The 23,886-nt window shown below is 54.8% G+C and carries 28 protein-coding genes and 1 tRNA gene; 18 read left to right on the top strand and 11 right to left on the bottom strand.

The features are described from left to right. Window positions 1-7: 7 nt before the first annotated feature. The 10 genes from ABEV74_RS07425 to ABEV74_RS07380 all read left to right on the top strand — a co-directional run bounded on the left by ABEV74_RS07425 (window position 8) and on the right by ABEV74_RS07380 (window position 9,370). Complete coding sequence (locus ABEV74_RS07425; RefSeq protein WP_213529257.1) at window positions 8-904, top strand: ABC transporter permease; 897 nt, start codon at window positions 8-10, stop codon at window positions 902-904. A 17-nt stretch (window positions 905-921) separates the two neighbouring features. Then, complete coding sequence (locus ABEV74_RS07420; protein ID WP_430144762.1) at window positions 922-1,800, top strand: carbohydrate ABC transporter permease; 879 nt, start codon at window positions 922-924, stop codon at window positions 1,798-1,800. A gap of 57 nt (window positions 1,801-1,857) precedes the next feature. Next, on the top strand, window positions 1,858-2,916 hold the full coding sequence (locus tag ABEV74_RS07415) for a glycoside hydrolase family 53 protein (RefSeq protein WP_062494552.1): 1,059 nt from the start codon (window positions 1,858-1,860) through the stop codon (window positions 2,914-2,916). Window positions 2,917-3,170: 254 nt separating this feature from the next. Then, window positions 3,171-4,370 (top strand): methyl-accepting chemotaxis protein, encoded by a 1,200-nt coding sequence (locus tag ABEV74_RS07410; RefSeq protein ID WP_430144759.1) that lies wholly within the window; start codon window positions 3,171-3,173, stop codon window positions 4,368-4,370. Window positions 4,371-4,491: 121 nt separating this feature from the next. Further along, the gene (locus ABEV74_RS07405; protein WP_430144803.1) at window positions 4,492-5,490 is read left to right on the top strand and encodes a PstS family phosphate ABC transporter substrate-binding protein; all 999 of its coding nucleotides are present in this window, start codon (window positions 4,492-4,494) and stop codon (window positions 5,488-5,490) included. Window positions 5,491-5,704: 214 nt separating this feature from the next. Beyond that, window positions 5,705-6,556 (top strand): phosphate ABC transporter permease subunit PstC, encoded by an 852-nt coding sequence (gene pstC / locus ABEV74_RS07400; RefSeq protein ID WP_430144801.1) that lies wholly within the window; start codon window positions 5,705-5,707, stop codon window positions 6,554-6,556. A 3-nt stretch (window positions 6,557-6,559) separates the two neighbouring features. Next, a complete protein-coding gene (pstA, locus tag ABEV74_RS07395; protein WP_062494548.1) occupies window positions 6,560-7,435 on the top strand; it encodes a phosphate ABC transporter permease PstA in 876 nt (291 codons plus the stop codon). A 24-nt stretch (window positions 7,436-7,459) separates the two neighbouring features. Continuing rightward, a complete protein-coding gene (pstB, locus tag ABEV74_RS07390; protein WP_062494546.1) occupies window positions 7,460-8,215 on the top strand; it encodes a phosphate ABC transporter ATP-binding protein PstB in 756 nt (251 codons plus the stop codon). Window positions 8,216-8,246: 31 nt separating this feature from the next. After that, entirely contained in the window at window positions 8,247-8,906 is a 660-nt protein-coding gene (gene phoU / locus ABEV74_RS07385; RefSeq protein ID WP_062494544.1) for a phosphate signaling complex protein PhoU, read from the top strand. A 110-nt stretch (window positions 8,907-9,016) separates the two neighbouring features. Continuing rightward, window positions 9,017-9,370 carry a hypothetical protein gene (locus ABEV74_RS07380; protein ID WP_213529253.1) on the top strand — a complete coding sequence of 118 codons (354 nt, stop codon included), beginning with the start codon at window positions 9,017-9,019 and terminating at the stop codon, window positions 9,368-9,370. 8 nt (window positions 9,371-9,378) lie between these two features. On the opposite strand, the gene ABEV74_RS07375 is transcribed toward ABEV74_RS07380, so the two are convergent. Further along, window positions 9,379-9,552: a hypothetical protein gene (locus ABEV74_RS07375; protein ID WP_430144812.1), complete on the bottom strand. Its 174-nt coding sequence runs from the start codon at window positions 9,550-9,552 to the stop codon at window positions 9,379-9,381. 35 nt (window positions 9,553-9,587) lie between these two features. Further along, window positions 9,588-10,661: an AI-2E family transporter gene (locus ABEV74_RS07370; RefSeq protein ID WP_430144755.1), complete on the bottom strand. Its 1,074-nt coding sequence runs from the start codon at window positions 10,659-10,661 to the stop codon at window positions 9,588-9,590. Between the two features lie 189 nt (window positions 10,662-10,850). Here ABEV74_RS07370 and polA point away from each other — a divergent pair, with 189 nt between their 5' ends. The 5 genes from polA to ABEV74_RS07345 all read left to right on the top strand — a co-directional run bounded on the left by polA (window position 10,851) and on the right by ABEV74_RS07345 (window position 16,550). Then, window positions 10,851-13,520 carry a DNA polymerase I gene (gene polA, locus ABEV74_RS07365; protein ID WP_430144752.1) on the top strand — a complete coding sequence of 890 codons (2,670 nt, stop codon included), beginning with the start codon at window positions 10,851-10,853 and terminating at the stop codon, window positions 13,518-13,520. A gap of 144 nt (window positions 13,521-13,664) precedes the next feature. Further along, entirely contained in the window at window positions 13,665-14,534 is an 870-nt protein-coding gene (gene mutM / locus ABEV74_RS07360) for a DNA-formamidopyrimidine glycosylase (RefSeq protein ID WP_062494532.1), read from the top strand. Window positions 14,535-14,650: 116 nt separating this feature from the next. Then, window positions 14,651-15,349 carry a sporulation membrane protein YtaF gene (gene ytaF, locus ABEV74_RS07355; RefSeq protein ID WP_430144749.1) on the top strand — a complete coding sequence of 233 codons (699 nt, stop codon included), beginning with the start codon at window positions 14,651-14,653 and terminating at the stop codon, window positions 15,347-15,349. A 38-nt stretch (window positions 15,350-15,387) separates the two neighbouring features. Continuing rightward, window positions 15,388-15,984, top strand: a complete 597-nt coding sequence (gene coaE / locus ABEV74_RS07350; protein WP_430144799.1) for a dephospho-CoA kinase — start codon at window positions 15,388-15,390, stop codon at window positions 15,982-15,984. Next, window positions 15,981-16,550, top strand: a complete 570-nt coding sequence (locus ABEV74_RS07345; protein ID WP_430144747.1) for a lytic transglycosylase domain-containing protein — start codon at window positions 15,981-15,983, stop codon at window positions 16,548-16,550. Before coaE ends, ABEV74_RS07345 begins: the two co-directional genes overlap by 4 nt. An 81-nt stretch (window positions 16,551-16,631) precedes the next feature. Here ABEV74_RS07345 and ABEV74_RS07340 read toward each other — a convergent pair whose 3' ends face one another. Next, window positions 16,632-16,850, bottom strand: coding sequence for an alpha/beta-type small acid-soluble spore protein (locus tag ABEV74_RS07340; RefSeq protein WP_062494525.1), 219 nt, complete (start codon window positions 16,848-16,850; stop codon window positions 16,632-16,634). 130 nt (window positions 16,851-16,980) lie between these two features. On the opposite strand from ABEV74_RS07340, the gene nrdR reads away from it, so the two are divergent. Further along, window positions 16,981-17,469, top strand: a complete 489-nt coding sequence (gene nrdR / locus ABEV74_RS07335) for a transcriptional regulator NrdR (protein ID WP_062494522.1) — start codon at window positions 16,981-16,983, stop codon at window positions 17,467-17,469. 303 nt (window positions 17,470-17,772) lie between these two features. Next, window positions 17,773-17,848, top strand: a tRNA-Ala gene (locus tag ABEV74_RS07330). Between the two features lie 255 nt (window positions 17,849-18,103). On the opposite strand, the gene ABEV74_RS07325 is transcribed toward ABEV74_RS07330, so the two are convergent. From ABEV74_RS07325 to ABEV74_RS07310, 4 genes are all read right to left on the bottom strand, one after another. Then, window positions 18,104-19,231, bottom strand: a complete 1,128-nt coding sequence (locus ABEV74_RS07325) for a site-specific integrase (RefSeq protein WP_430144745.1) — start codon at window positions 19,229-19,231, stop codon at window positions 18,104-18,106. Window positions 19,232-19,309: 78 nt separating this feature from the next. After that, window positions 19,310-19,531, bottom strand: coding sequence for a hypothetical protein (locus ABEV74_RS07320; protein ID WP_430144743.1), 222 nt, complete (start codon window positions 19,529-19,531; stop codon window positions 19,310-19,312). Window positions 19,532-19,544: 13 nt separating this feature from the next. Beyond that, the gene (locus tag ABEV74_RS07315) at window positions 19,545-19,742 is read right to left on the bottom strand and encodes a helix-turn-helix domain-containing protein (protein WP_430144740.1); all 198 of its coding nucleotides are present in this window, start codon (window positions 19,740-19,742) and stop codon (window positions 19,545-19,547) included. 1 nt (window position 19,743) lies between these two features. Then, window positions 19,744-20,508, bottom strand: coding sequence for a helix-turn-helix domain-containing protein (locus ABEV74_RS07310; protein WP_430144737.1), 765 nt, complete (start codon window positions 20,506-20,508; stop codon window positions 19,744-19,746). Between the two features lie 173 nt (window positions 20,509-20,681). On the opposite strand from ABEV74_RS07310, the gene ABEV74_RS07305 reads away from it, so the two are divergent. Further along, entirely contained in the window at window positions 20,682-21,656 is a 975-nt protein-coding gene (locus ABEV74_RS07305; protein WP_430144734.1) for a phage/plasmid replication domain-containing protein, read from the top strand. Window positions 21,657-22,073: 417 nt separating this feature from the next. Here the strand turns inward: ABEV74_RS07305 and ABEV74_RS07300 are convergent, their stop codons facing one another. The 4 genes from ABEV74_RS07300 to radC all read right to left on the bottom strand — a co-directional run. Further along, entirely contained in the window at window positions 22,074-22,388 is a 315-nt protein-coding gene (locus ABEV74_RS07300; RefSeq protein WP_430144732.1) for a hypothetical protein, read from the bottom strand. After that, window positions 22,369-22,869 carry a hypothetical protein gene (locus ABEV74_RS07295; protein WP_430144730.1) on the bottom strand — a complete coding sequence of 167 codons (501 nt, stop codon included), beginning with the start codon at window positions 22,867-22,869 and terminating at the stop codon, window positions 22,369-22,371. The genes ABEV74_RS07300 and ABEV74_RS07295 overlap by 20 nt, the downstream gene beginning before the upstream one ends. A 34-nt stretch (window positions 22,870-22,903) precedes the next feature. Then, window positions 22,904-23,164, bottom strand: a complete 261-nt coding sequence (locus ABEV74_RS07290) for a hypothetical protein (protein ID WP_430144728.1) — start codon at window positions 23,162-23,164, stop codon at window positions 22,904-22,906. Between the two features lie 104 nt (window positions 23,165-23,268). Then, window positions 23,269-23,886, bottom strand: a 618-nt coding sequence (gene radC, locus ABEV74_RS07285) for a RadC family protein (protein ID WP_430144725.1), incomplete at its 5' end; no start/stop codon positions are given.

Genomic DNA, 23,886 nt, shown 5'->3' with positions numbered 1-23,886 from the left:
CTTTTTCATGAAACAACGGATGCGAAACTGGCCGTTTCATATCATGATTTTGCCGTCGCTTCTTTTTCTGATCGTGTTCAGCTATATCCCGATGGCCGGCATCGTAATGGCATTCCAGGATTTTAAACCGTGGCTCGGCATCGCCGGCTCCGAATGGGTCGGGTGGGACAACTTCCGCTACCTGTTCGAACGGCAAGACAGTGTGCAGGTTATCCTCAATACGCTGATTATCGCCGTACTGAAAATCTTGTTCAACCTGATCGCGCCGTTCACGTTCGCAATCTTCCTTAACGAGTTGCGGCAAATGGCGGTGAAGCGGTTCGTCCAAACGCTCGTCTATTTGCCTCACTTCCTGTCCTGGGTCATTCTCGGGGGCATTCTGGTCGATATTCTCTCAACCGACGGCGGCATCGTCAATCGCGTGCTCGTCGAATGGTTCGGCATCGGACCCGTCTTCTTCCTGGGGGACGGTGACTGGTTCCGGGTAACGGTCATCGTCTCGGACGTCTGGAAAGAGTTCGGTTTCGGCACCGTCGTCTTTCTGGCGGCGCTGGCGAACGTCAATCCGTCGCTGTACGAGGCCGCGGAAACGGACGGAGCGGGCCGGTTCAAGCAGACGCTTCACATTACGATTCCGGCTATGATCCCGATTACGGTCGTCGTCGGCACGCTCGCGCTCGGCAACGTGTTGAATGCCGGGTTCGATCAAATCTTCAATCTGTACAATCCGCTCGTCTATGACAAGGGCGATATTATCGATACATTCGTCTATCGTACCGCAATTCTGAACGGCGAGATGGGCTTCGGCACCGCCATTGGATTGTTCAAGTCGGTCATCGGCATGATTCTGATTCTGATCTCCTACCGGCTGGCCTATAAGTGGGCAGGCTACCGCATATTCTGATCATGGGGTGAGCCACGATGTATTACAAAACGACGTCCTATCGGATATTCAATGCGTTTAATGTCACGTTTCTCGTGCTGCTAGCCGTGCTTTGCGTTATTCCGCTCATCCATGTGATGGCCGTCTCATTCAGTTCCAAGGCGGCGGCCGACGCCAATATGGTCGGGCTGTGGCCGGTGGAGTTTACGCTTGAGGCGTACAAGAAGACGGTCCGCAATCCCGTCTTTCTCCATTCCATATGGGTCTCGGTGCAGCGGACAGTGATCGGGACGGCGTTAACGCTGCTGCTCGCCTTTCTGGCGGCCTATCCGCTCTCGAAGGAGAGCGCGGTGTTCAAAAGCCGGACTTTCTATTCCTGGATCTTCGTTTTCACCATGATCTTCAACGGCGGTCTCGTCCCGTTCTACATCGTCATCCAGAAGCTCGGTCTGATGAACAGCTTCTGGGTGCTCGTCCTGCCGGGCGCGGTCAACGTCTGGCTGACGATTCTGCTGCTCAATTTTTTTCGCGGCGTGCCGAAGGAACTGGAGGAGGCCGCTTTGATCGATGGAGCCGGCCATTTTCGGACGTTGTTTCGAATCTATTTGCCGGTTTCGCTGCCGGCCATTGCCACGCTCGCGCTGTTCAGCATGGTGTTCCATTGGAATTCCTGGTTCGACGGGCTGCTCTATATCAGCGACGCGAAGAAGCAGCCGCTCGCAACCTTCTTGCAGACGGTCATCATTCAACGGGATATGAGCACGATGAGCATGAGCCCCAAGGAACTGGAGCTGTTGTCGCAAACGACGGTGAATGCCGCTCAGATCTTTATCGGAGCGCTCCCGATTCTGCTCGTCTACCCGTTCTTGCAGAAATATTTCGTAAAGGGACTCGTGCTCGGTTCGGTCAAAGGTTGAGGCGAAGACGCAGGCGTGTCAAGGCAAAACGTAAAGGATGAAAGGATGGGGTTACAGATGACGGCGGTATTTCTGAACGGCATGGATGTATCGTTTCTCGACGAAATCGAACAAGCGGGAGGAACGTTCCGCGACGGGGACGAGGTGCGGGATGCGCTGGCCATCCTGCGGGACAACGGAATCAACTCGATCCGGCTGCGCATCTGGAACGACCCGCCCGGCGGTTACTGCAATACGGAGCGCACGCTGGCCATGGCCGAGCGGATCAAGGCGCTGGGCTTGCATTTTCTGCTCGACTTTCACTATTCCGACAAATGGGCGGATCCGGCCAATCAGTGGAAGCCGAGGGCGTGGGAGAAGCTTGGCTTTGACGAGCTGCGGGAAGCGGTCCGGCTGTACACGAAGGAGACGCTGACAGCGCTGAAGGCGCGCGGCGCGCTGCCGGACATGGTGCAGATCGGCAATGAAATTACGCCCGGCATGCTGTGGGACGACGGTCGGGTAGGCGGCGACGATTGGGATACGGACGGGCAGTGGGGAAAATTTACGGAGCTCGTTAAAGCCGGTATCGACGGCGCGAAGGAGGCGGCACCCGATATTAACGTCATGATCCATATCGACCGGGGAGGCGACAATGCGGGGAGCCGCAAGTTTTACGACCGCTTCGAGCAATACGGCGTCCCGTTCGACACGATCGGCTTGTCCTATTATCCATGGTGGCACGGTTCGCTTGACGATTTGCGCTGCAATCTGGACGATCTGGCCGTCCGTTACCGGAAAGACATCATCGTTGTCGAGACGGCCTATCCGTGGACCATCGGCAAGCGGGAAGGACATCCGTTCATCGTCCAATCGGAAGAGCAACTGCACGAAGGCTATCCGGCGACGCCGGAAGGACAGGCCGCTTATATGCGAGATTTCGTCGAGCTGATCAAGCGGACGCCGGAAGGCCGCGGCGTCGGGTTTCATTATTGGGAGCCGTGCTGGATACCGGCGAAGACGGAGTGGTCGGTCGGGCATCCGAATAACTGGGCGAATTTGACGCTGTTCGATTTCACGGGGCGCAAGCTGCCTGCGCTCGAGATCTTTCGGTCCTCCGAAGTCCGTCCGGAGTAACAAAAATGTTATAGCGGCGGCCGGCGCCCACATCGTCGGGCAGTCGGAAGATAGAGGCTTTGGTCCTTGAGTTGTCAAGCGGCCGGAGCCTTTTTGTCGTTTTGAAGTGTTCTCCCCTCCCAGGCTGGCCTTCATTCGTTTGCAGGAATAGGCAAGTTTTACACTGCGCTAACATTTTTCCGGGTTCGCGTTGATACTGAAGACCTATATTTGTAGGAAACGATTGCTTTGACGCTACGGAAGGGGAGATGCGAATGACAGCCGGCGTAATGGACAACCGATCGGTCAACAGCGCTGACGGCGGAGGCGAACTGACCGCAGCGCCTGCGGACATGACAATTCGCGAAAAGGGTGACGGCGCCGAACGAACGCCGTCAGCCGTCCGTATACGCGACTACATCCGCCCGGCGGCGGCGCTTCCGCCTTCGGCATCGTGCCGCGACGCTTTGGCGGTTTTTCGCCGGGACGGGGAGCGGGAGTGCATCGTCGTTTGCACAGCGGAAGGCGAGCCGCTCGGACTGGTGATGCGGAACGGGTTCTTCACGCGGCTTGGCCAGCGGTTCGGGGCGGAGCTGTTCGATGACAAGCCGATCGAGCGGCTCATGAAAGCCGTTTTGCTTACGGCCGACGCCGATTCGCCGCCGCAGACGGTTATCGATGCGGCGCTGCGGCGCGAGGACGGCGCGTTCTATGATTGCGTGCCGGTGACGGAGAACGGACGGCTGGCCGGCGTCCTGTCGGTATCCGATCTTCTGCGCATGTCGCGCGATCTGCAGGAGGAAGCGATCCGCTCGCAAGCTGCGATCGCCCTTCAGGCGGCGAATGGAATGGAGCAAATTTCGGCATCGGTTGGCCGCGTTCTGGAATCCGCCCGGCTCGGCGACGAGCGGTCTGCCGCGATGCTGGAGCTGGCGCGCCAGGGGAAGGACAAGCTGAAGCGGCTGGCCGATATGCATCGGCTGATGGCCGAGCAGGCCGTGCAGCAGGAGAGCCGGATATCCGCTCTGCGCGAGGAAGCGCTGGCCATCGGGAACGTATCCGCCCTTATTCGCGAGCTGACGGAGCACAGCCAGCTGCTCGCTCTTAATGCATCGATCGAAGCAGCCCGCGCGGGAGAGCACGGCAAAGGGTTCGCCGTCGTCGCCGAAGAGATGATGAACTTGGCGAACCGGACGAAGCGTTATGCCGATGAAATCGCGAAGCTGACCGGCGGCATCTCGGCTGCGGTGCGCGACCATGTCGGCTTTTTGCAATCGGAACGGGCCGAAACCGAGGGCAGCGGGAAGCTTGTCCGCGAGGCGGAGGCGCTGTTCGGGCAGCTGTTTCAATCCGCGGAAACGAATCGCGCAAGCACGGGCGAGATCGGGCGGCTCGCCGAATCGTCCCGCTCGGCGGCGGAACGGGCAGGCGAAGGCATGCGGCGGCTGCTTGCGAATTGGTCCGGAAAAGCGTGAAAACAAATTAACAGTAATTTTACATAACCTGAACACTCGATTTACAAACGGCTTGTAATATAGAAGACGTAAGAGCAAGAATAGACAAATCCGGGGAGTGGTAGAGTTGTTGAATCGGAAAATGAGCAAGGGGATCTTGATGCTGGCGATGGCCATGCTGCTCGTGTTCGCTGCGGCGTGCGGAAACGGCGGTTCGGGCGGCGAAACGGGCAATGCGCCGGCCGAATCGGCGAACGGCGCGCAGGAGAACGGCGGAAGCAAGCCGGCCGAAGAGGAAGCGAAATTGTCCGGCGATATTGTAATCGATGGCTCCAGCACGGTCTATCCGCTGACGGAAGCGGCTGCCGAAGAGTTCAACAAAGAGCATCCCGACGTTCGCGTTACGGTCGGCGTATCCGGCACGGGCGGCGGCTTCGAGAAATTCGCGGCCGGCGAAATCGCGATTGCCGACGCATCCCGTCCGATCAAGGACGAAGAAGCGCAAAAAGCGAAAGACGGCGGAGTGGACTTCATCGAGCTGAGCGTCGCCTATGACGGCTTGTCGGTCGTCATCAACAAGGAGAACGACTGGGTCGACCATCTGACGGTCGAGGAACTGAACAAAATTTTCGCCGCGGGCAGCACGGTGAAAACGTGGGCCGATGTGCGCGAAGGGTTCCCGGCCGAGCCGATTACGCTGTTCTCGCCCGGCGCGGATTCCGGCACTTACGATTACTTCAACGAAGCGATTCTGGACAAAAAAGGCATCCGCAACGACGATCTGATCAGCTTCAGCGAAGACGACAACACGCTCGTTCAAGGCGTGGCAGGCAACAAAGGCGGCATCGGCTACTTCGGCTTCGCCTATTTCGAAGAAAATGCCGACAAGCTGAAAGTGGTGCCGATCGAAGCCGGCAACGGTCCGGTCGAACCGACCCTTGAAACGATCAAGAACGGCTCTTATTCGCCGCTTTCCCGCCCGCTCTACATCTATGTCAACAAAGCCGAACTGGAACGTCCGGAAGTGAAAGCCTTCGTACAGTACTATATCGACAATATCGGCAGCATGGCCGCCGAGGTCGGATACGTGCCGCTTCCGGATGAACAATACGCGAAGGAAGCCGCCAAAATCGAAGGCTGACATTCCCGCAGAAAACAGCAAGCTCTTGGAAAATGTGGTGTCTTGCAGGCATCACATTTTTCACGCAACCGATGTTAACGAATTGTAAAGGCAAGGAGTGAGCGACGAAATGTCTATGCCGACTCTTCCGGCAAGCAAGGCGAAGCGGGGCAGGACGGACGCCGGATCGACTTACAGCTTCAAAAACGAAAAGAAAAGCTTGGCCGACACCGTCATGCCCTTGCTCCTTTTTCTCTGTGCAGCCGTGTCGATTTTGACGACGATCGGCATTGTCGTCACGCTGCTTACGGAAACCTACCACTTCTTTCGTGAAATACCGATATTCGAATTTTTGACGGGACGCAAATGGTCGCCGCTCATTCCGCCGGTCAGCTACGGCATTTTGCCGCTGCTGTCGGGTACGCTGCTCATTACGGTGATCGCTTGCGTCGTCGCGATTCCGATCGGCCTCGCGAGCGCCATCTACCTGTCGGAATACGCGCCGTCAAGCGTGCGCCGCGTCGTGAAGCCGATTCTGGAAGTGCTGGCGGGCGTTCCGACGATCGTATACGGATACTTCGCGCTGACGCTCGTCACGCCGCTTCTGCGCGAAATCTTTCCGCAAATGGGCGTGTTCAACGCGCTTAGCGCCGGCATCGTCGTAGGCATCATGATCATCCCGATGGTCTGCTCGCTGAGCGAGGACGCGATGTCGGCCGTTCCGCGCAGCCTTCGCGACGGCGCCTACGCCCTCGGCGCGACGCGTCTTGAAGTGGCGCTGCGCATCGTCGTGCCGGCCGCCTTCTCCGGTATCGTCGCATCCGCCGTGCTTGCGTTCTCGCGCGCTATCGGGGAGACGATGATCGTCACCGTGGCGGCCGGATCGACGCCGAAGCTGACGGCGAATCCGCTCGAAAGCATCCAGACGATGACGGCCTATATCGTGCAGGTCAGCCTGGGCGATACGCCGCGCGGCAGTCTGGAGTACGGGTCGATCTTCGCCGTCGGCATGACGCTGTTCGTCATTACGTTTCTGCTCAATATTCTTGCCCAATACGTGGCAAGACGATTCCGGGAGGAGTATTAAGCCATGGGTGTACTACAGGATGCCAACCGCAAGCAGATCGCCGGGCGGCGCCGGCTCGATTTCGCGCTCCATCTGCTGTTCGTGGCCGCTACCTCGGTCGGCGTCGTCGTGCTGATGGCGCTGCTCGTCGACATTCTGATCGACGGCGCCTCGCGTCTCCAGCCGGATCTGTTCAACCAATATCCGTCGCGGCGGGCTAGCCAGGCCGGAATGAAGTCGGCGATCGTCGGTTCGCTGTACATGCTTGTCATTATGGCGCCGCTGTCGTTCGTGCTCGGCGTCGGGGCGGCGATCTATCTCGAGGAATATGCGCCCAAAAACCGGCTGACCCGTCTCATTCAGCTGAACATCAGCACGCTGGCCGGCGTGCCGTCCATCGTATACGGCATACTGGGGCTCGCCATCTTCGTCCGCGCCATGCAACTGGATCGAAGCCTGCTGGCCGGCGCTCTGACGATGACGCTGCTCGTCCTGCCGATCATTATCGTTTCGTCCCAGGAGGCGATTCGGGCGGTTCCGAGATCGCGCCGCGAGGCCTCGTTCGCGCTCGGCGCCAACAAATGGCAGACCGTCGCCCGCGCCGTGCTGCCATCGGCCTTCCCGGGAATTTTGACCGGGGTCATCCTGGCGATGTCCCGGGCGATCGGGGAGACGGCGCCGCTCGTCATGATCGGCGCGATGACGTACGTCGCGTTTCTGCCGAACGATCTGCTCGATTCGTTTACCGTTATGCCGATTCAAATCTACAACTGGATCGCCCGTCCGCAAGCGGAATTCCGGGAACTGGCCGCCGCAGGCATCGTCGTCCTGCTGGCCGTATTGCTGCTGATGAACTTCGCGGCTATTCTTCTGCGCAACAAGTACAACAAGAAAGTGTGACGGAGCGATGAAAGGAGAAGCCCTATGCAAACGTTGATCGAGATCAGCAACCTGAATTTGTACTATTCTTCCGTTCACGCGCTCAAGAACGTGTCGCTGAGCATTCCGGAGAAGGCGATCACGGCGTTCATCGGGCCGTCGGGCTGCGGCAAATCGACGCTGCTGCGCACGATGAACCGGATGAACGATATGATTCCGGGGACGAGAATCGAGGGGAAGCTGACTATCGGCGGAACGGACATTTACTCCAACGAGGTGGACGTCGAGACGCTCCGCAAAAAAGTCGGCATGGTGTTCCAGCAGCCGAACCCGTTTCCCAAATCGATCTATGACAATATCGCTTACGGCCCGCGTCTGCACGGCATTCGCAACAAGAAGCAGCTGGACGAGATCGTCGAGAGCAGCCTGCGCGCCGCTGCGCTTTGGGACGAAGTGAAGGATCATCTGAAGCGGTCCGCGCTCAGCATCTCCGGCGGGCAGCAGCAGCGGCTGTGCATCGCGCGGGCGCTCGCGGTCAATCCGGATATTCTGCTGATGGACGAAGCGACGTCGGCGCTCGACCCGATCTCCACGCTGAAGATCGAAGAGCTGACGCAGGAACTGAAAAACCGTTATACGATCGTCATGGTAACGCATAACATGCATCAGGCGGCGCGGGTATCCGATCAGACGGCCTTCTTCCTGAACGGGGAAGTCGTCGAGCACGCCGATACCGAAAAGTTGTTCTCCAATCCGTCCGATCAACGGACAGAAGACTATATCAGCGGACGTTTCGGCTAACAAGCGGCCGTACGAGGAGGAAACCACATTGATGACGACACGCAAGGAGTTCGATTCCGGGCTGGAAGAGCTGCACCGTTTGATCGTGGACATGGGAGAGCGGGTGGAGCAGACGCTCGCCCTGTCGATGGACGCGCTCGTCCATCTGAACGCGGATCTGGCCAAACGCATTATCGCCGAGGACGCCGAGCTCAATCTGATCGAGGAGAAAATAACCGATCTCGGCACGAAACTGATCGCTACGCAGCAGCCGGTCGCCAAAGATTTGCGCCGCATTCTGGTCGCTTTCAAAATATCGAACGATCTGGAGCGGATGGGCGACCTGTCCGTCGACATCGCCAAAGTCGTGCTGCGCCTCGAAGGACAGCAGTTCATCAAGCCGCTTGTCGATCTGCCGCGCATGGCGGAAATCGTGCAGACGATGATCTTCGAGTCGACCCAGTCGTTCATTCAGGAAAACGTCGATTTGTCGTACAAGATGGCCGCGGACGACGACCGGGTCGACGCGCTGTACAGCCAGATTTTGCAGGAAATGTACACGCTGATGGCGGATAATCCGAAAATCGTATCCCAGGCGATGCTGCTCAGCTTCGTCGGCCGCTATATCGAACGGATTGCCGATCATGCGACCAATATCGGGGAAAGCGTCGTCTACCTGGTGACGGGCAAACGGCCCGATTTGAACCAGTAAGGTCCGGACTCGCTATAATTAGGACGCAAAATGCGCATCCTGTCTTTGTAGGCGTCAAATTCCGGCTTTGCCAGGCCGGCTGAGACCAAGACAAAGAAGGAGCGATACCTTTGCAAGGACAACAGCCTTCCAACTTGAACATGACATACGAGCAGTTTCAGGAACAGGTGCGCCTGCGCGAATTGCAGGAGCAGGAGCAGGCGCGGATCGCGCTGCAGAGAGCGGGCGCCGACAGCGGCTCCGGCCTGATACGTCAGCTCATTCAGGAATTGCAGAATATCCAGCAGGAAGTCCAATTGTCGGCCAATCAACTGCAGGTTCAGATGGATGCGCAGAAGCGGCAGACCGAGCGGCTGGTGCAGCGCATTCAGCAGGCGGAGCAGCTCGTCCGCAGCAGCCTCGGCGCGCCGGGCGCGGCCGGGAACACGGTTCAGCAGCCTCCCGTCCAAGGCTATACGCAATAGCCGATTCGTCACGTCAAAACCTCCGGAATCCGGATCAGCAGGATTTCGGAGGTTTTTCGCCATTTTCTTGTGTTCATTCCGCCGCACGCGCGCGAGACACCGATCAGTCCGACCATGTTGTCATAGCCGGCCCGGAACGCTACGGCAACCATCAGACAGCCGATCAGCGCATCATTCCCCATAACGAACTCATGTACGAATCTTCCTCCTAAACCTTTCAGCTGTACTGGCTCTCTGCGGCGTAATGGCGGAAAAGGCGGGATGCCACGATTTTTAAAATCAGATAGGCCGGAATGGCGAACATAATGCCGATGATGCCGAACGCGCTTCCGCCCGCCAGCAGGATCAGGATTGTCGTCAGCGGATGAATGTCCAGCTTTCTGCCGTAAATATGCGGCGAAAGCAGGTTGCCTTCGATCTGCTGGGCGGTCACGTTGACGATCAGAACGCCGATAACCGTCGAAGGGCCATCAATAAACGCGATGATCAAACACGGAATAAGGCCGATAATTTGCCCGACGTACGGAATCATGTTCAGCGCGGCCAGCAGCAGCGCCAGCATAAGCGAATAGGGCAGCCCGATCAACAGGAAGCCGATATAGATCATAATGCCCAGCAGGAAACTGAGTATAATACGGCCGAGTATAAATTCGCTCATGACCTTGTCCATATCCCGCAGCGTTTCCACGACGGCGGCGCGGTATTTTCCGGGAAGCCGTTTTTTCAAGGCGTCGTAAGCTTTCCGGTCTTCTTTGAGCATGTAATAGGCGAGTACGGGCACGGTGGAGACGATCAGCACGACATTCGTCAGAACGGACACGGCGTTCGTGATATAACTGGTCACCTGGTTGAAAGCGCGGCCGATATATTCCGTCAAGTTGGAGCTGAGATCGAGCTTGCCCGGGTCGGCCGCCCGGAACCAGGCATGCTCGCGCAGCCGTTCCAGCTGGGTCTGCAGATCGGTCAGCAAGACCGGCAAATTGTTCGTAAAGCTGGTGAATTGCGCCTGCAGCGTCGGCCAGGCCAAAGTCGAGATCAGAGCCGTCAATCCCCCGAACACGAGGTACAGCAGCAAGATCGCGGCAGACTTGTTCAGCTTCCTTCGATGCAGCCATCTGACCGAGGGCCGGAGCAAATAATAGAGAAAGACGGAAAACAATAGCGGCAGCATAACGATGTTGAATGCGGCAACGAGCGGACGGAACACGAATCCGACCTTGTCGAGCAAGTAGATGATGACGAGCACCAGAATAATGCTGATGCAAACCTGATAGAACCTCCCGATTTTCATCCGTTCACCTCGTATCGAAAAGGCATGCAATACGTGACAATACCCTTTTTCGCCGCCGAGCAATCAGGGTCCTTCCTTATATAAATAATGGAAATACGCGCCGATCGCGGACAGGTTTCGGCAAATCGGGAAAGGAAGCGGCTTTTATGTTAAAATAGTGGGCAGGACTAAGGTGAGTGAGGTGCCGGGATGAACAAATGGGTTTTGATAGACGGCAACAGTATCGCGAACAGAGCTTTTTACGCCATTAAACCGCTGACGACTTCGGCCGGCCTGAACACGAATGCGGTGTTCGGCTTTACGACGATGCTGCTGCGCCTGCTGGAAGAAGAGAAGCCTTCCCATATGCTCGTTGCGTTCGACGCCGGCAAAGTGACGTTCCGTCACAAAGACTACGGCGATTACAAGGGCGGGCGGGCCAAGACGCCTCCCGAGCTGTCCGAGCAGTTCCCGGTGATGAAGGAGCTGCTGCGTTCGTTCGGCATCTCCCAATACGAGCTGGAAGGCTACGAGGCGGACGACATTATCGGGACGCTGTCGCGCATTGCGGAGGAGCGCGGCGACGAGGTCGTCATCGTCACCGGCGACAAAGATATGCTGCAGCTTGCGACGGATCGCGTTACGGTGCTGCTGACCCGCAAGGGCGTCAGCGAGGTGGAGCGATTCTCGCCGGCTGCCATCAAGGAGAAGTACGGGCTCGAACCGTTGCAAATTATCGACCTGAAGGGGCTGATGGGCGATCCGTCCGACAATATTCCGGGCATCCCCGGAGTCGGCGAGAAGACGGCGCTGAAGCTGCTGCACGAATACGGTTCGGTGGAAGAAGTGCTGGCGCATTCGGACGAATTGAAAGGCAAAATGAAAGAGAAGGTCGAGCAGCATAAGGATGACGCCATCATGAGCAAGGAGCTGGCGACGATTTTCCGGGATGTGCCGCTGGAGCGGGAACCGGACGAGCTGGCTTACCGCGGGTACGATCCCGCCGAGCTGGCGGAAGCGTTCCACAAGCTGGAGTTTCGTTCGCTGATCGAGCGGCTCGGACTGCCCGGGGAAGGCGGAGCCGCCGCCGATGCGTCCGCCGACGCGGCGGAGCTCGATATCGTCGCGATCGCATCGGAGGACGAGACGGACAAGCTGTCCGCGATGGCCGATGCGCTGGCGCAGTCGCAAGGCGTGTATATCGAGGCGATCGGCGAAAACCCCCATCATGCGGTCGTGCTCGGTCTGGCGGTTGCGGCTGGCGGCCGCGTATATGCGGCCGCTCTCGAAGCGCTGCAAGGCGAAGCGGGCGCTCCGATCCGCAGCTGGCTGGCCGATGCCGGGGCGCCGAAAGTCGGCTACGATCTGCACAAGGCGGAGCTGGCGCTGCATTGGCTCGGCTGGGAGCTGCGCGGAACGGCGTTCGATGTGCAGCTTGCCGGCTATTTGCTCGATCCGACGGATACGTCCCAGACGATCAGCGGGCTGGCGCAGCGGTACGGTCTGCCGGCCGTTCCGACCGACGAGTCGGTCTACGGCAAGGGAGCCAAATTTAAAGTGCCGGATACGGAAACGATGCTGCGCCATCTCGCCGTCAAGGCCGACGCCATCGTAAGGATTGCGGTTCGGCAGAAGGAGGACCTGGAGCGGGACGGAATGCACCGGCTCTATTACGAGCTCGAGCAGCCGCTGTCCGCGGTGCTGGCCGGAATGGAGAAGCAGGGCATCGTGGTCAATGCCGAAGCGCTGGAGCAGCTCGGCCGCGAGCTGGAACGGGATATCGCGGCGACGATGACGGAAATTTACCGGCTTGCCGGCACCGAATTCAACATCAATTCGCCGAAGCAGCTCGGCGACATTCTGTTCGACAAGCTGGGACTGCCCGTGATCAAGAAAACGAAGACCGGCTACTCGACCGACGCCGACGTGCTGGAGAAGCTGGAGCCGTATCATGAAATTGTGCCGCTCATTTTGCATTTCCGCCAATTGTCGAAGCTGCAGTCGACGTATGTGGAAGGCTTGCTGAAGGAGATTCGCCGGGATACGGGCAAGGTCCATACGTATTTCCGCCAGACGATTGCGGCGACCGGCCGGCTCAGCAGCCAGTTTCCGAATTTGCAAAATATCCCGATCCGGCTGGAGGAGGGACGCAAAATCCGCAAGGCGTTCGTGCCCTCGGAAGAAGGCTGGTATATTCTGGCCGCCGACTACTCGCAGATCGAGCTGCGGGTGCTGGCCCATATATCGGGAGACGAGAGGTTGAAGGAAGCGTTCATCAACGATCTGGACATTCATACGAAAACGGCGATGGACGTGTTCGGCGTCAAGGCCGAGGAGGTGGACGCGAACATGCGGCGGCAGGCGAAAGCCGTCAATTTCGGCATCGTCTACGGCATCAGCGATTTCGGCCTGTCGCAAAACCTGAATATTACGCGGAAGGAAGCGGCGGCGTTTATCGACCAGTATTTCGCCGCGTTCACGGGCGTTCGCGCCTATATGGACAATATCGTCGCGCAAGCGCGCGCCGACGGTTATGTGACGACGCTGTTGGAACGGCGGCGGTATTTGCCGGAAATCAAGGCGTCGAACTTCAATCTGCGCTCGTTCGCCGAGCGGACGGCGATGAATACGCCGATCCAGGGGACGGCCGCCGATATTATCAAGCTGGCGATGGTTCGCATGCACGAACGGTTGAAGGAACAGGGGCTGCGCAGCCGCATGCTGCTTCAGGTGCATGACGAGCTCGTGTTCGAGGTGCCCGAAGACGAACTGGAGACGATGAAAACGCTCGTGCCCGAAGTGATGGAGAACGCGATCGAGCTCGACGTTCCGCTCAAGGCCGACGTTCATTACGGCGTCAATTGGTATGAAGCGAAGTAAACCGGCGTTAACCGACAACGCTTGAAAATAAGGAAGGGCTCGTAGGCGCCCAGAGGTTGAATTGGAGACAGGGTTCGAAATCGCCCGAGGTTTGGAAAGGAAACAGGGGTTCGAAATCGCCCGAAGTGTTGGGAGGGAGAGAACATGCCGGAACTGCCTGAGGTGGAGACGGTCCGGAGGACGCTCAATCAGCTTGTGGCCGGCAAGCGAATCGAATCGGTCACCGTAAGTCTCCCCCGGATTATTCAGCGGCCGGCGGAGCCGGAAGCTTTCGCCGCCGCGCTGGCGGGCCGGACGATCGAGACCGTGGAGCGCAGCGGCAAATTTTTGCGAATTGTATTGGACGGGCTCGTCCTGGTGTCGCATCTGCGGATGGAAGGCCGGTACGGCGTCTACGCGCAGGACGAGCCTGTGGAGAAGCATACGCATGTCATTTTCCATTTCGACGACGGTACGGAGCTGCGCTATAAAGATGTGCGGCAGTTCGGCACGATGCATCTGTTCGCCCCCGGGGAAGAGCTGAAGCAGCCTCCGCTGAGCAGGCTGGGGCTCGAACCGCTCAGCGATTCCTTCACGCCGGATGCGCTGCGAAAGATGCTCGCCCATCGTCCGACAAAGATCAAGCCGCTGCTGCTCAATCAGACATATGTGGCCGGTCTGGGCAATATTTATGTAGACGAGGCGCTGTTTCAAGCGGGCATCCATCCGGAGCGAAGCGCCGATTCGCTTAAAGCTGCGGAATGGCGCCGGCTTTACGAGTCGATTCGCGCAACGCTCGAACGCGCGGTCGAAGCGGGAGGCTCCTCGATCAAATCGTATGTAAACGGTCAAGGCGAAATGGGCATGTTTCAGCATCAACTGCTTGTCTACGGCCGCAAAGGCGAACCGTGCTCCCGCTGCGGAGGCCCCATTACGAAGACAGTCGTCGGCGGCAGAGGAACGCATATTTGCCTTCGCTGCCAGCCGCTGCGCCGCAAGCGCCGGGCGGCGACCGCCGGCGAACTGTCGAATTAGGCGGGCCGCCAGCGGCTGAACGGTCGATGCCAGCCAGGCACGCCGAACTTTTCCCCCACATATGATATACGAAATAAATGGGCGGCCGCATGCCGCCCGACGGGGAGGGTTCGGGAATGCTGGCGCATTACGTATCCTTGCTGCTGCTTGCATTTGCAGTAAGCGTGGACGGGTTCGGTGTCGGGATCGCATACGGCTTGCGCAAAATTCGTATACCGCTTCTTTCGGTTCTCATTATCGCCGGCTGTTCCGGCCTTGTCATCGGCTTGTCCATGCGGGCCGGGGAGTGGATATCCGCGATGCTGCCGCCTGCCGTTGCGCAATTGATCGGCGCCGTCGTCCTGATCGGAATCGGAGGCTGGGCCTTGTTTCAATACGGCCGCAACCGGGCCGGCCGCAGCGCCGTCCAGCCTGACCCGGCTGGCGACGACCGGCTTCCGGCGTCTCCGGTCCGGCAGCGGCAGCGGACAGCGGCTACCGTGCTCGTGCTGGAGCTGAAGCGGCTCGGCCTTGTCATCCAAATTTTGCGTACGCCGCAGGCGGCGGACGTCGACCGTTCGGGCGTCATTTCGGCATCGGAAGCGGTGCTGCTCGGCTGCGCGCTGTCGCTGGATGCGTTCGGAGCGGGACTCGGGGCGGCGATGATCGGGTTGCCGGCTTTGCTGACGGCTATCGTTGTCGCCGTCTCAAGCGCAGTCTTTTTGCTTGGCGGCATGCATGTCGGATTCCGGTTTGCCGGATGGAGAGGCATTCAGACCTTGTCTTTATTGCCGGGAATCGTATTGATGGCGATGGGCATTATGAAACTGTTATAATGATCGAATGATTACGGGTGAACGTCGAGGTGAAGGGAATGATCATCGGATTGACGGGAGGAATCGCATGCGGCAAAAGCACGGTTGCGGCCATGCTTGTCGCGCGCGGCGCCTTCCTGGTTGATGCCGACGCGGTGGCGCGAGAAGTGGTGGAGCCGGGGGAACCCGCCCTGGAAGCCATCGCTTCCGCGTTCGGACAAGCCGTGAAGAAGGCCGATGGCACGCTTGACCGGAAAAAGCTGGGCGCCATCGTTTTTGAGGACCGGGACAAGCTGCGGCAGCTGGAGGCCATTCTCCATCCGGCGATCCGCGCCCGCATGAAGGCGCGCATTTACGCATATGCGCAAGCGAATCCGGGCAAGCTGGCGGTAGCGGACGTTCCGCTTCTCTTTGAGACGGGACAAGCCTCCGCTTACGAGGGCGTGCTCGTCGTTTATGTGCCGCGCGCCGTACAAATCGAAAGGCTGATGCGGCGGGACGGAATCGACGAGGAGAAGGCGAAGCAGCGCATTGCGCTGCAAATGGACATTGAAGAAAAACGGAAGCGGGCGACTTGGGTCATAGACAACAGCGGAACGGTCGAACAGACGGAACAACAGGTGGAACGCTTCTGGCGCAGCTTGGGTATGACATGAAGAGACGGAGCAAAAAAAGATATTTCCTCCTTCTGTTCATTTTGGTGATCGGCCTGTTGTTCGTCAAATCGGACTGGATGGGACGCTGGATGTATCCGATCCGGTATATGGAGGATATTCGGGCGAGCGCATCCAATTACAATGTCGACCCTCACCTCGTAGCAGCGATCATACGCGCGGAAACCAACTTTTCGACCGGGGCGGAGTCCGCGAAAGGCGCGCTCGGCCTGATGCAGATTATGCCGGAGACGGCGGACTGGATTATGGAGAAGGCCGGTTTTACGGGGATTACCAAAGAAATGCTTCGCCATCGGGCAGACGTCAGCATCGAGCTTGGAAGCTGGTATCTCGGATCGCTTCACAAGCAATTCAACGGCAATTCGGTTGCCGTTGTCGCGGCCTACAACGCCGGGCCGGGAAATGTCAGCAAGTGGCTGAACAACGGACAGTGGGACGGCAAGCTGGAGAACATCTCCCAGGTACCGTTCGGCGAGACGCGCCACTATGTACAACGCGTTTTTTATTACTATAATAAGTACAAAGACTTTTATCCGAAATTCGAATGAAAAACGTGCGAAAACGAACGAAACTTTGGCAAGCTTGCCGATCGGGCAAGCTGCCAAAGCTCCGGTTATTAAGCCTTTGGATTATTTGAATTGACCAGCAAGAGATTGCTCAGCGATTTGTACCAGGCGGCGGGTAATGTAACCACCCAGAGAGCCTGCGTCGCGAGTAGCCATGTTTCCGTAGTATCCGTCTTGCGGAATGGCAATACCCAGCTCTTGCGCTACCTCGAATTTCATTTGGTCGAGGGCTGCATTCGCTTGCGGTACAACCAGTTGGTTGCTGCTGCGTCCTTGTGCCATTGTTGTTCACCTCCTCGCGGGTTGGTATTTGTATTATGTACGATATAAGCGAGTTCATTACGGCATTTGATTGGTAAATTATAGCGACCGGCGAACGGGACAGCCGGGGCGGAATGGAGGGAGCATCGTTATGAAATGTCCTTATTGCGATTATTCGGGTACGAAAGTGCTTGATTCGCGGCCTGCCAACGAGAATAAATCGATCCGCCGCCGCCGTGAATGCGAGAAATGCAACCGCAGATTCACTACGTTCGAGATGGTCGAAGAAACGCCGCTCATCGTCATCAAAAAGGACGGCAGCAGGGAAGAATTCAGCCGCGACAAGATGCTCCGCGGCCTGATCCGGGCGTGCGAGAAGCGGCCGGTATCGGTGGAGCAGCTCGAAGTGATCGTGTCCATGGTCGAGAAGGAACTGCGCACAACCGCAAAAGCGGAAGTGGAAAGCCGCGAAATCGGCGAGCTGGTCATGCAGCAGCTTTATCCGGTCGACGAAGTTGCTTACGTTCGGTTCGCTTCCGTTTACCGTCAGTTCAAGGACATCGACATGTTTATGAAGGAACTGAGCAGCCTGCTCTCCAAACAATCTAACATCGGACGGTCGTCCGAGTCCCGGGATTGAAGCGGCGATACCGTAGCCGGATTGAACGTTTGACCGGGCAACGAATATGGAGCTTGCCGCTCTCATTCAGGGCAAGCTCTTGCCGATTCGGCGCGAAGCATCGGCGGCGGTTATAGTTTGCCGCATTCGCTTCAAAAGCAAACGATGTTTGCGAAAAAAATATTGACAACCTTTTCTGGACTATGATATGATCTATTATGTCGCCGCAAACGCGAGACCTCAGATTAACACAAAATGAAAAACGGGGAATTAGCTCAGCTGGGAGAGCGCATCGCTGGCAGAGTTGGGGTCACAACAGAATACGGGGCATTAGCTCAGTTGGGAGAGCGTTGCACTGGCAGTGCAAAGGTCAGCGGTTCGAACCCGCTATGCTCCACCAAAACGCCTGAGAACCCTTGATACATAAGGGTTTTTTCTTTTTGTCTGTCAGGCTTCTGAGGCTATCGACGTGTGAGGAGATGACTTTCCGATTCTTGATGGCCGCTTCAGAGTTCGCTCATAAAGTGGCCGTGGTCACATCTGTGGTCACAAAACAATTTTATTGGTTGATGTGGTCACAATGGTCACAAACCCGCGAAAACGACAAAAAGTTTCGTTCCGCATGACACTTGCCATACTGTACAAAACTTTTTGGTCAAAGCATATTTTCTTTTCCGAACAACATGTCGCCATACTTCTGAGCGGTTTCTTTGTGGATGCTTGGTAATACATGACTGTAAGTATCGAGGGTAACTCTGATATCGGAGTGTCCTAGAATTTCCTTTACGATCTTGGGGTTTATCCCTTCCTTTAACATCAGCGTTGCAACCGTATGCCGGAGGTCATGAAACCTGATCTTCGGCACTTCAGCTTTTTTGATGATCGCATAAAAGCTTCTTAGAAGATTTCTCGGAATGACGGGCGTACCGTTGCTCGTACACACTACAAGATTCAAATCTTTATACAACGGCCCGCAAGCCAGCTTTTCTTTAGTAACAATCCGCTTATGTTTTTTCAACTCGGCAACCGTCTTATTGTTGAGGCTGATATTGCGTGTGCTGGTTTTTGTTTTGGTCTGTGCCGACAACTCCTTTCCGTCATGGCTTAACGTCTGTCTTACCGTCAACGTGCCATTTTCAAGGTCGATGTCCTTCCATGTCAACCCGAGGATTTCGCTTTGTCTCATTCCGGTGGTAAGTGCCAGCAGAAAGGCAATATACAAGCGATTATCGCGTGCGGCGTTCAAGAATGCCGATGTCTCTTGCAAGTCCCATACCCTCATTTCCTTCTGAGATACTTTCGGCGTCTCGGCATCTTTGACCGGATTAAAGGAAACGTATTTCCGTTTGACTGCGGCTTCAAATGAGCTTTTCAGTACCTTGTGAACATCAAGGATGCTCCGTTCGGATAGCCCCTTTTCCGTTCTCAGCTTGATGTAGAATTTCTCAATCATGGCGGTGGTGATTTTAATGATCTCGTGATGCCCGAGTTCGGGAATTATGTGATGCTCGACCCGCTGGGTGTAGGCCTGCAAGGTGATTTTGCGAAGCTTGACCGACTTGCTCTGAAGCCATTCCTTCAAAAATTCCGCGAACAACATTTTGGACGGCTTGATATAGGTGTTATTGTCCAACTGCTGTTGCAACTTCCGCATTTCACGCTTGGCTTCCTTTTCGGTGCGGAAACCCCGCCGCTTAATCTGCTTTCTTTTGCCATGCTCATCTTTCCCGGCGTCGATTACAAAATAAAAAGTTCCTCGTTTTTCATCTTTCTTTACACTCATGCAAATAACCTCCAGTATCCTTGAATATGAAATAAAAAAGGTGGGCTTCATCAGCACACCGGAACTCAGAAGCTCAATTTAACCACCCCCTTTCTTGGGATGCTTGATGAGGTATTCATAATCCTCGCGTGAGATGAGACCTAGATCGATGCATTCAAGCAAGAAACATCTTTCTTCCCATTTGCACCTGCATTTTTTCTTCGGCTTAGTTACTGGTATTATCTTTTCCTCAGGCTCAATGATCGGAGCCGCAAATTCAACCCACTTTTCGCCTTGTCTGACCCTTCCGGTACTAATCATTGGTTCGCCTCCATCATGATTGATTTGCTGAACCTTTCAGCCATGCCAGAAATACGGTCTTTGACACCATGATTCTCCGGCCCGCCCGGGCAACATGAAAGCTCCCTGAGTTGACTAGCTCATACGCTTGGCGGCGGCCTATGCCCAAAATTGCTTGGATATCAGATACGCTAAGGACGGATGGGTAGTCCTTCAGTTTTTTCTTTTCCATGTTAATCATGCTCCTTCTTTGTTATTTTGTTGACTGCGGCTCTCTCAAGAAGCTTACTCGTATACTCACGGCCTGCTTTCTCAAGTGTCATTAGAGTATCGTTGTACAGCTTTTGAGGAATCCAGACATATAGCTCCGGGTTATCCCTGAGTTCAATGTGTTGTAGTGCTTGGTAGGCGGGAGAAGGCGTTTTGTCGCTTGGACGATAGCCGGGATTGATAAACCGATCTATTTCATCCATTGCATGAATCATACTTGCAACAACGCTCTGTACGTGTGTCCGTTGATACAATTCCTTTGAATGACTATTAAAGATCATCCTTCTGTCGCCATTCGAGGCTTCCAAATAAGCGACTACAACGAATGTATAGCTATCTTCATCGGCTGGATTCATTTTAGTTGCTGTTCCGACATCTGAGTATCGATTTGCAATGACGGCAGGCTCGATTTTTTCATCAAAGGACAGCGGTTTAATAATGATCGTCTTAGGCTCTCCTTCGTAAAAGTCATCGAAGAAAACATCCATCGCAACATTGAAATCCTTGCTGATCGCACGAAGAATCTTTGAAGGTATGTCGTTTGCCTTATTCTCCAGATAGGTATAATTCGATTGCGATACACCAATCCGATTCGCCAAACTTTTGCCGCTATACTTGTTGCCGTATTCCTTTTGTAAAAATTCCCTTATGTATCTCACCCTCCCTCCCAAATCTAACGTCCTCAACTGAGCGTAATCCATCGAACTTAAAACCATTTCTTTGTTCACGGTTGTGTCCTCCTGATTCTTGGTATGGTTTTTATTATACTAAGGGTATAACTAATATTCAATAGTCTATTTAATTTTTGATAGTTTTTGTGTATGATAGGAATCAGAATTCGTCAAAACGTCTGTTATACGTGTGACAACTACGTCATGGATGACGCAACGGAGGTAATAAAATGTTCGATACAGTCTGGTTGAGTATTCCGTTTAAGTTGACGGACAGTGAAATGAAGCGAGTGTTTACCAAAACCAACAGTACGAAGCCAAATGCAGACTCGGGTACGACATATTTCCTGCCGCTTGTAGGCAAAGCAGAGGGCGATCCGCATCTTACATATGTGCATAATGATGAAACGGGCAGATCGTACTTGAAGGTTCAGGTTTCGATTCCCAAGTTTCTGCGGGGGAGTAACGTATACGAGATTAACGAGCAGGACATAAGGAATTTCTTTATTCTTCTGCGGAAAGTCCTATCGAAGAAACTCAAACTTCCATTAAACCGCATTCCCCGAATTGAGGATTGGACGGTCACTAAGCTGGATGTTTGCAAAAACTTTCATACGGGCAATCAAGTGCAACAATATCTCAGAGTGTTGGCCAGCGTGTATATACCCAAATATCAAACACACCCCATCCATGCGAAGGGGAGTGCTGATGTAGAGACAATATATTGGGAAGCGAGCCGCCGCCGATTGAAGTTTTACGACAAAGAAGCAGAAATGTTAAAGAGCAAGAAATCCAAGAAGAAACATAGAAGGCAGGCCAAAGGAATATTGAGATTCGAGGTCACGCTATTGCGTACAGAACTTCGACGGTTAGGCATAAGAAAAGCAGAGGACATCCTTACATCGAGATTCGCATCGAAAATACTTCAAAAAGAATTGGCTAAGTTGGGTGTTACGAATCTTCGCCCGATATCCGGTTTGACTGCCGCGATAAATAAAATCAATAGGAGCAATTTAAGCAAACAGCAAAAAGCTTCGCTGATAGCATTTATATCGGAACAGTATTTCTGTGGAAAAGGTAGTCGCTCTGCGAGGACAATTCAAAGGAACAGAAGATTGCTAAAGCAGATTTTTGGCTCAAGCAATATAATCATTTCCGAAGTGAGCCTTCCACCGTTAGAGGTTAGCAAGAATGATCAACAATGACGGCAATAATGTGATTGGGCCGCGAGCGAAGCGAGCGGCCCTCTTTCCATCGCAAACATGGTAGTCACTTTACTTGCAGAGCCGACTGGCGGTAATGAGTCGCATTAAGTCATCAAGGCCGAGCGAAGCGAGCTTTGTACCAGCCTTGATGACGGTGCCACAAGCAGACACTTTTGACTGCCCTTAGCGTCAGCTAAGGGACGCCTCACGGCGAGTGACGGGATTGCAAAGGGTGGTAATCCTTTGCGTTTCCCCCGATTGCTTTTGTCGGGGGACGGAAGGGGGCGATCTTTTTGTTTTGAGTATCGCTACTTTATCCCGGTACATCGCTATGTAGTAATGGGGGGGGCGGGCGGCGAGCGAATGCGAGCCGCCCAACTTCCCAATGCTGGCATGTCTGAAGATTTTCTTGCAGAATCAATCGGCAAGCATTTCAAACCACAACTCTGCTTCCAGCCCGCCTAATGTTTGCAATACATCGGGAGGAACAGCGACCAAATATGCGTCATTCTCAACGGTGACGGGTGTTTTATAGGCGTGGAATGGCATCGCTACCGCAGACCGATGAATCCATCGGCGGCGGCCCGCAGAGACGATTAGTTCGGTGTCAGTAATTGCTATTCGCATCATCTGCTCTTCGGCACTTAAAACAAATCCGTGCGGGAACAGCAACCCTTTCTCGCTCACTATGAGGCTGATACAGGCGTTCTCACTAGCCGATATTAATACCATTCGGCCCACCACCTCCCTTAACGGTCGATTTCACGCCCTTATAGACGTTGGCGATCATCTCCGGTAGTCTGCTAAGAAGGTTTACCATAGAACGGTACGGCATCCGCAACACCGCGTCCGTATTGATTAGCAATATTCTTCCTGCACGATCAAGCATCATGCTTGCAGAGCCAAATGATTTGAAGAAACGTACTCGCCATCCGCCGCCGCACAGATTTTCAATGAGCCGCCGTAAGAACTTCAACTTTCGTTGCACGCCGCCATCTGCAATGTCGTCAGCCAGCAAAGTTATTTCAAATCGTTTCTTATCAGCTTCAGTGAAGCACACAATGGTCTGTACAGTACCTGCGGGGGCATTGAGACTTGAATCTTCATCAATGTGTACGATGATAATAATTTGCGGATGAAGCCCGACAACGCTATCCGTATCTGCTTGTTGCACCGCCGCCGGTAAAAACTGCTGTTCGTCATTTTTGTTCATGTAGATCGTCCTCCAATGTGTGATTTGATGATGCTTAATGAAATGGATGAAGCCCATCGATAAACCGGGCGAGAATCGCTTTTTGTAGTCGGAGGCGACAATACCTCTGCATCACGTCGGCCTGAATCTCCGCCAACACTTGAATCAAAATGCGGGCCTCATGGTCATCATGCTCGCCGCGATATACATCAACCAGCAGTTTATCAATCAGCCGTCCGCACGAATCCATGCGATGATGCAGATCATCGGCGGCGACCACCAAACGCTCGTACTCTTCCAACCATTGTTTACGCATATCTGTTGCCTCACTTTCATTGTGAAATGAAAACAGCGGCCCGCCGATAAGAGCGAACCGCTGTTGATAATGCGGATGATGAAAAATGACGATGAATTGTTTCGTTACAGAAGGCCGCGTTCCTTAAGACTTGTATAATCTGAACCGCTGACAATGACGTGATCCAGAAGTTCGATACCGATGATTTCACCAGCTTCAGCAAGTCGTTTGGTTAGCTGAATATCTTCTGGGCTAGGAAGCGTACATATTTGAGAAGGGTGATTATGCGAAACGATGATGGAACATGCAGAACGGCGAATGGCCGCTTTATAGACCTCTCTAGGATGGACAATTGCACTATTCAAGCTTCCAATGCTGATCGTCTCTTTTCCAATGATGTGATTCTTAGTCGAAAGAAAGATCACGATGAAGTGTTCTTTCTGCTCATAACCGATTTCCCAACGGAGGTACTCGAAAACATCCCGAGGACTGCGAATGATTGTCGGCTCTGTTTTCGGTACATTCATCATCTTGGCAAGTTGGATGGCGGCAACGATCTGCTTCGCTTTCACTTTGCCGATACCACGAATGCTCAACAATTCTTGCTCGGTTACGTCCAGTAGTTGTTGCGGAGAATTAAAATGAGAAACGATTTTTTCTACCAGATAGCTGTTGGCGGATTCACGAAGCGTCTCAGCAAGAAGAGATTTGAATGTATTATTAACATGAAATCGGAAAGTAAC

Origin of the sequence: Paenibacillus cisolokensis, from assembly GCF_050481165.1 — a bacterium.
GTDB lineage: Bacteria > Bacillota > Bacilli > Paenibacillales > Paenibacillaceae > Paenibacillus_AH > Paenibacillus_AH cisolokensis.
Note: the sequence above shows the minus strand (reverse complement) of the source record. Positions and strands in the feature narration are given on the sequence as shown.